Consider the following 6454-nt stretch of genomic DNA (forward strand, 5'->3'; position numbering starts at 1 on the left):
GGCACTAAGTGTCCCATTTTTGTTTACCTTAAAAGGAGTAACTTTTAATTCTACACCAATTTTTTCAAAGTCAGCTTCCGAATCACTATTTGGCTGATAACCATAGAAATATTTTTCAATATAATTTCCATACTGCCCTTTTGACTTCATACTAATTGCTTTATCTTGGGCCTCAGAGACTACTCTATCACTATAATCGTCATATGATTTATAAAGCGATCGATTATACTCTTCCATAACATCGGAAAATTTTCTATTTAAGAGTTTGTGAGAGTATTCAATAACACTATCGAGATCTTCATCGTTATAGTTGAATAAGTTTTGATCCATTTTCTTCTCCTATCATTTATATTATATCAAATTAAACTAAAGCAAACATTAATACTTGATCAATCATTGAAAATAGTATATAATGGATTAAACTGTAAAAAATGAAGGAGAAAAGATGAAAGTTCTCGAACTATTTGCTGGAGTTGGCGGTTTTCGCATAGGATTAGAAAATGCCGATAAGCAACTCTTTAAAACAAAATGGGCAAACCAATGGGAACCATCTCGTAAATCTCAAGACGCATTTGAGGTCTATGATTATCACTTCCCTAATAGCGAAAACATCAATATTAGTATTTCTGATATAACAAACGAACAATTTTCCAAAATGGATGCCGATATGATTGTCGGAGGTTTTCCTTGCCAAGATTACTCTGTTGCACGTAGCAAGAAAGATGAAAAAGGTATCGAAGGAAAAAAAGGAGTTTTATTTTGGGAGATTATTAGAGCAACGGAAATAATTAAACCAAAATATTTAATCCTAGAAAATGTCGATAGACTTTTAAAAGCACCTTCAAAACAAAGAGGACGTGATTTTGCAATCATGCTCACAGCTTTTAATAATCTTGGATATTCTGTAGAGTGGCGAGTTATTAATGCTGCTGAGTATGGAAGAAGCCAACGAAGACGCCGTGTATTCTTTTTCGTATATCGAAATGATACGGTATTTGCAAAAAAGATTGATAATCTTTACGAAAAAAAGGAAGAAATCTTTGAAGATAATAGGTATGATGACTATATTTTCAATCAAGGCCTATTTGCAAAACAATTTCCTATTAAACCTATAGCAGTTAAAAATCGTCATGTGTTTTATGAGTTACCAAATGATATAGTTGAAGTTTCAGATACTTTTACAGGTACCGTTTGGAATACAGGAATTATGAGACATGGAAAATACTATTCTATTGATACAGAACCTAATTACAGTGGTAAGCCCATCACTCTAGGAGAAATTCTTCAAGATGAGGAGGAAGTCCCAGAGAAATATTTCATTACAGATCCAGCAAAATTGGAAAAATTCCAATTCTTACGAGGTTCTAAACGAATAGAACGTACATCTGCTACTGGACATACTTATATCTATTCTGAAGGAGGTATGGCTCCTTATGATGATTTAAATTTACCTGGTCGAACAATGTTAACTTCTGAGGGGACCGTCAATCGTTCTACCCATTTTCTTAAAGTTAATGGCAAATACCGTCTTATAACTCCAGTTGAAGCAGAACGCCTTCAAGATTTTCCAGATAATTGGACAGCTAAAAAGAAATTGTCAGATGGATCTATTATCGACGTTTCTGATAAAATGAGAATGTTCTTTATGGGAAATGCTTTAGTTACTGAAATTGTAAAAGAAATTGCTAAGTTTATTAAAGAAATTGATTGATTTATCTGAAACTAAAAAAGAGGTGTGAGCCTCTTTTTGTGTGACAAAATAAAAACATCTACTCATATATACTAGTGTCATAGTCCTGAAAATCATCTGCATCAAGAACTATTTCACCATTCTTATACTTTTCTCTTACAATACGTTCCGCTTCATACTCATCTTCAGCTTCTATACTCACTAAACGGGTTAGAGTTTCAGTAATTTCTATGGTATACTTTTTCATCTTAAGTTTCTCTCCAATAACTCACTTATTAGCAATAATCTATGCCCAATAAAGAAAGTTGTTCCTCATTACCAAACTCCATATTTTCAGATAACCACCTCACACAATCAGGGTCTGATAAAGTGTAGACAATTAAACTTAAGTTTTCATAATTAGACCAGATAACTTTTAAGAAATCATACACTTCTTCTGGTGCAACTAGTTGTTTCATTTTCATAATTTCCGATACTTTCCTCTACCTTTAAATTCTATTATTTCTTTGTCTCTTAATATTTGAAGCTGTTGCCTAATTTTTTCTTTGATATGATTGTTCTTAACAAAGATATTTTTTAAGTCACTTTCAAAACGATACATATCTTCAAGAGTAAATTCTGAATCCTCTATCTTATCTATACAATTTAGAATTTCTATTGTCCAACCTCTTGATGAAAGAGAGTTCTTCCTTAAAAACAAACTTTGCTTAAATTCTTTTGTAACTTTTTCTGGATCCCTAACTTGCCCATTTTGCACGAGAAATATTCTTCCTTTGGAAGGTACTTGCGATAAATCTATGTTACAACCAATCCAACCTGCTCGTCTGGCAGTTGGTGCAAGTGGTTTTCTTTGAATAATAGATTTCGGTGTAACAAATTGCTTTGGAAGGACCAGAAAATTATTTACCTCAAAATTTTTTGTGTAAGTCAAAAAAAAGAAATTAGGATTATTATCTGCCTGCACACGCTCCATCATTGTTGCATAAGCACCATCATTGATTGTTGTTGAAAAATTTCCTTTTTTGCTCTTTAGTTCAAACTCCTCACTACAATGATTACAGTAAAAATCTGCTACAGGCCGATTATTTTCAAAATGATTTAAAGGATTTTCCCCACAATTAGGACAATAAGACTGACGATAAACCCAATCCTCCGTTAAGATACGTGCCTTTTGACTATTACTTTTATAGGTTTCTACTAATTCTAAATTAAATTGTAATTCCATTTAAAAATTCCTCACTAATACGAGAATCCACTCTATATAAGTAATAAAAATCTACTATAACTAGTATACCACATTTACGTATCCATTAGTCCTATATTTTACCACTCTTTTTTTATATTTCCTTCTAACCTATTTCATAAATTAAAATCATAAAAACGCATAATATCAGGCTTTCAAAAACCTTAATATTATGCGTTTTATCAGGGAAAAATTTGCTAGATCTTCTCCTCAAATTGAGTCATTACCCAGCCTCTTCTATTATCTTTTTTTACCCTTTTTTACAGGCATGAGCGTAATGTCTCTCAAGCTAAAGTAAGCTAGGAAAAGCATAGCTATCGTGACAAAGAATTCTGTCGGTAATTGGAAGATTTGCAAGATGGACAACATAAGTAAAATCAAGAGCGCTACAAAAGCAAACACTACAAGGACGATATTGACTGTTCCTTTGATACTTTGGGGTGTCGCAAATACATAGAGTAGTAATAAGAGTATCCCTATGATTAAATAGACCATCTTTATCTCTTTCTAGCTCTTATTCAGCTGATTTTTTCTTTTTATTGGCTTTCTCACGTTCTGCCTTGTTAAGGATTTGTTTACGCAAGCGGATGGACTCAGGCGTTACTTCCATGTACTCATCGTCGTTCAAGAACTCAAGAGACTCTTCAAGGGTCAAGATACGAGGTGTCTTGATAACCGCTGTTTGGTCCTTAGTAGCTGAACGAACGTTGGTCATTTGTTTGGCCTTGGTGATATTCACTGTCAAGTCGTTCTCACGAGAGTTTTCACCGATGATCATTCCTTCGTAAACCTCAGTACCTGGGTTGACAAAGATGGTACCACGTTCTTCGATAGACATGATTGAGTAAGTTGTAGCCTTACCAGCATCGATGGAAACAAGGGCACCACGGTGACGTCCACCAATTTCACCTGGAATCAATGGCAAGTATTGGTCAAAGGTATGGTTCATGATACCGTAACCACGAGTCATTGACAAGAACTCAGTTGAATATCCGATCAAACCACGCGCTGGAACAAGGAAGACCAAACGAGTTTGACCATTACCAGTTGAAATCATATCCAACATTTCACCCTTACGTTCAGAAAGGCTTTGGATAACTGAACCTTGGTATTCTTCTGGAGTATCGATTTGAACACGTTCAAATGGCTCACATTTAACACCATCGATTTCTTTTACGATAACTTCTGGACGAGACACTTGAAGTTCATAACCCTCACGACGCATAGTTTCGATAAGGATTGACAAGTGCAATTCTCCACGTCCTGAAACAGTCCATTTATCTGGTGAATCCGTTGGATCCACACGAAGGGAAACGTCTGTTTGCAATTCTGCTTGCAAGCGTTCTTCTACCTTACGAGAAGTCACCCATTTACCTTCCTTACCAGCAAATGGTGAATTGTTGACCAAGAAGGTCATTTGAAGAGTTGGCTCATCGATGTGTAGGATTGGAAGAGCTTCAACTGCATCTGTCGGAGTAATAGTTTCACCGACAAAGATATCTTCCATACCGGAAACGGCAATCAAATCACCCGCTTTTGCTTCTTGGATTTCACGACGTTCCAAACCAAAGAAACCGAAGAGTTTTGTAACACGGAAGTTCTTCGTTGTACCATCTAGTTTAGAAAGGGTAACTTGGTCCCCAACTTTTACACTACCACGGAAGACACGACCGATACCGATACGTCCAACGAAGTCATTGTAGTCCAAAAGTGACACTTGGAACTGCAAAGGTTCATCTGAGTTATCTACTGGAGCTGGGATGTGGTCGATAATCGTGTCAAAGATTGGTGCCATAGTAGCTTCTTGGTCAGCTGGATCATCTGACAATGAAGATGTTCCGTTGATAGCTGAAGCATACACCACTGGGAAATCAAGCTGGTCATCATCTGCACCAAGCTCGATGAAAAGTTCCAAGACTTCGTCCACTACTTCTGCTGGACGAGCTGATGGTTTGTCGATTTTGTTGACAACCACGATTGGGACAAGGTCTTGTTCCAAGGCTTTTTTCAATACAAAGCGAGTCTGTGGCATGGTTCCTTCGTAGGCATCTACGACCAAGACAACACCGTCAACCATTTTCATGATACGCTCAACTTCTCCACCGAAGTCCGCGTGTCCTGGTGTGTCCATGATATTGATACGAGTTCCGTTGTAGGCTACGGCTGTATTTTTCGCAAGGATGGTAATTCCACGCTCTTTTTCGATATCGTTTGAGTCCATAGCACGCTCTGCCAATTCAGTACGTGCATCAAGAGTTTCAGATTGTTTCAATAATTCGTCAACGAGGGTTGTTTTACCGTGGTCAACGTGGGCGATAATCGCAATGTTACGGATATCTTCTCTTAATTTTGTCATGATTTCCTCTATAGTATTCAAAATTTATTTTCTAACTGAACGATTATACCATATTTTCAAGTAAATAACATAATTCAAGCAAGTGTAAATGTTTTCACTCTGCTTTTCTAGTCAAGGCAACTCTTTTCAAAGTCAGAGACTTATGATAAGATAAGCTGGTATGCGTTTAGATAGATTATTAGCCCAAGAAAAGGTCAGTCGCAAGGCTATGAAACAAGCACTATTAAAAAAGAAATCCTAGTAGATGATTGTCCAGCTCGCTCCCTGGCTCAAAATGTCGACACTGGATTACAGAAATTAGTCTTTCAAGGACGGCAAATCCAAGGCTACGAGCACACCTACCTCATGCTTCATAAGCCAAACGGAGTCGTTACAGCTAGCAAGGATAAGAAACTTCCAACCGTCATGGACCTCCTTCCACCTGACATCCAGTCTGACCAGCTCTATGCTATCGGCAGACTAGACCGCGATACAACGGGACTACTCCTTTTGACAGACAATGGACCTCTTGGTTTTCAACTCCTTCATCCCCAGTACCATGTCGATAAATCCTATCAAGTGGAAGTCAACGGACCGCTCACGTCAGACCATATCCAAAAATTCAAAGATGGGATTGTCTTTTTAGATGGGACCACTTGTAAACCTGCTCAGCTTGAAATTCTAGACACAAGCCCAACAGAGAGCCGGGCCTCCATCACTATCTCTGAGGGCAAATTTCATCAAGTCAAGAAGATGTTTCTCTCAGTCGGTGTCAAGGTGGTTTCTCTCAAACGAGTTCAGTTCGGTGATTTTACGTTAGATTCAGAACTTGCAGAAGGGCAATACCGTCCCTTGAATCCAGAGGAATTGGAAATCATTAAAAACTACTTAGAGATGAGTCGATAAAACAAAAAAGCTTTAAATTTAAAGCTTTTTTATTTTTTGCTTATCTAAAAATTCCAAAAATTAGTGCGATGGCTACAATCCAGTTAAGAACAGAAACTACAAGTCCTACGATATTGAGAATTTTTTCTGTTTTATAGTCCAGTCCAGATTCTTTTTGATATGAAATAGCCAAGACCAATCCTATGATTCCCAAAATCAGACCTACTATTGGAGATAGCAAACCAAGGACGATAGATAAGATACCTAAAATAAGTGAAGGTTTTTTCTTTTGTAGTGAATT

The 6454-nt window shown here is 36.9% G+C and carries 6 protein-coding genes and 2 pseudogenes; 2 read left to right on the forward strand and 6 right to left on the reverse strand.

Annotation, left to right across the window (positions count from 1 at the left end; genetic code table 11):
• On the reverse strand, positions 1-330 hold a 330-nt coding region (locus SORDD16_RS06700), incomplete at its 3' end, for a MutH/Sau3AI family endonuclease (protein ID WP_277730519.1).
• A 115-nt stretch (positions 331-445) separates the two neighbouring features.
• Here SORDD16_RS06700 and SORDD16_RS06705 point away from each other — a divergent pair.
• On the forward strand, positions 446-1711 hold the full coding sequence (locus SORDD16_RS06705; RefSeq protein WP_061452823.1) for a DNA cytosine methyltransferase: 1266 nt from the start codon (positions 446-448) through the stop codon (positions 1709-1711).
• A 58-nt stretch (positions 1712-1769) separates the two neighbouring features.
• On the opposite strand, the pseudogene SORDD16_RS11900 reads toward SORDD16_RS06705, so the two are convergent.
• The 4 genes and pseudogenes from SORDD16_RS11900 to typA all read right to left on the reverse strand — a co-directional run bounded on the left by SORDD16_RS11900 (position 1770) and on the right by typA (position 5289).
• A pseudogene (locus tag SORDD16_RS11900) lies at positions 1770-2154 on the reverse strand (DpnD/PcfM family protein).
• Positions 2151-2915: a DpnI domain-containing protein gene (locus SORDD16_RS06715; protein ID WP_061452824.1), complete on the reverse strand. Its 765-nt coding sequence runs from the start codon at positions 2913-2915 to the stop codon at positions 2151-2153. Before SORDD16_RS06715 ends, SORDD16_RS11900 begins: the two are co-directional and overlap by 4 nt.
• A 258-nt stretch (positions 2916-3173) precedes the next feature.
• Complete coding sequence (locus tag SORDD16_RS06720; RefSeq protein WP_061452825.1) at positions 3174-3428, reverse strand: DUF3165 family protein; 255 nt, start codon at positions 3426-3428, stop codon at positions 3174-3176.
• 19 nt (positions 3429-3447) lie between these two features.
• A complete protein-coding gene (gene typA / locus SORDD16_RS06725; RefSeq protein ID WP_000164103.1) occupies positions 3448-5289 on the reverse strand; it encodes a translational GTPase TypA in 1842 nt (613 codons plus the stop codon).
• A gap of 160 nt (positions 5290-5449) precedes the next feature.
• Here typA and SORDD16_RS06730 point away from each other — a divergent pair.
• Positions 5450-6174 (forward strand): annotated as a pseudogene (locus SORDD16_RS06730) (16S rRNA pseudouridine(516) synthase).
• Positions 6175-6214: 40 nt separating this feature from the next.
• On the opposite strand, the gene SORDD16_RS06735 reads toward SORDD16_RS06730, so the two are convergent.
• The coding region (locus SORDD16_RS06735; protein WP_241734024.1) for a DUF4190 domain-containing protein at positions 6215-6454 on the reverse strand (240 nt) is incomplete at its 5' end.

The sequence above is a fragment of the Streptococcus oralis genome, assembly GCF_001578945.1.
Taxonomy (GTDB): domain Bacteria; phylum Bacillota; class Bacilli; order Lactobacillales; family Streptococcaceae; genus Streptococcus; species Streptococcus oralis_Q.

Coding starts and splice junctions, on each gene's coding strand:
- SORDD16_RS06705 (WP_061452823.1), top strand. CDS start 446: ATGAAAGTTCTCGAACTATTTGCTGGAGTTGGCGGTTTTCGCATAGGA.
- SORDD16_RS06715 (WP_061452824.1), bottom strand. CDS start 2,915: ATGGAATTACAATTTAATTTAGAATTAGTAGAAACCTATAAAAGTAAT.
- SORDD16_RS06720 (WP_061452825.1), bottom strand. CDS start 3,428: ATGGTCTATTTAATCATAGGGATACTCTTATTACTACTCTATGTATTT.
- typA (WP_000164103.1), bottom strand. CDS start 5,289: ATGACAAAATTAAGAGAAGATATCCGTAACATTGCGATTATCGCCCAC.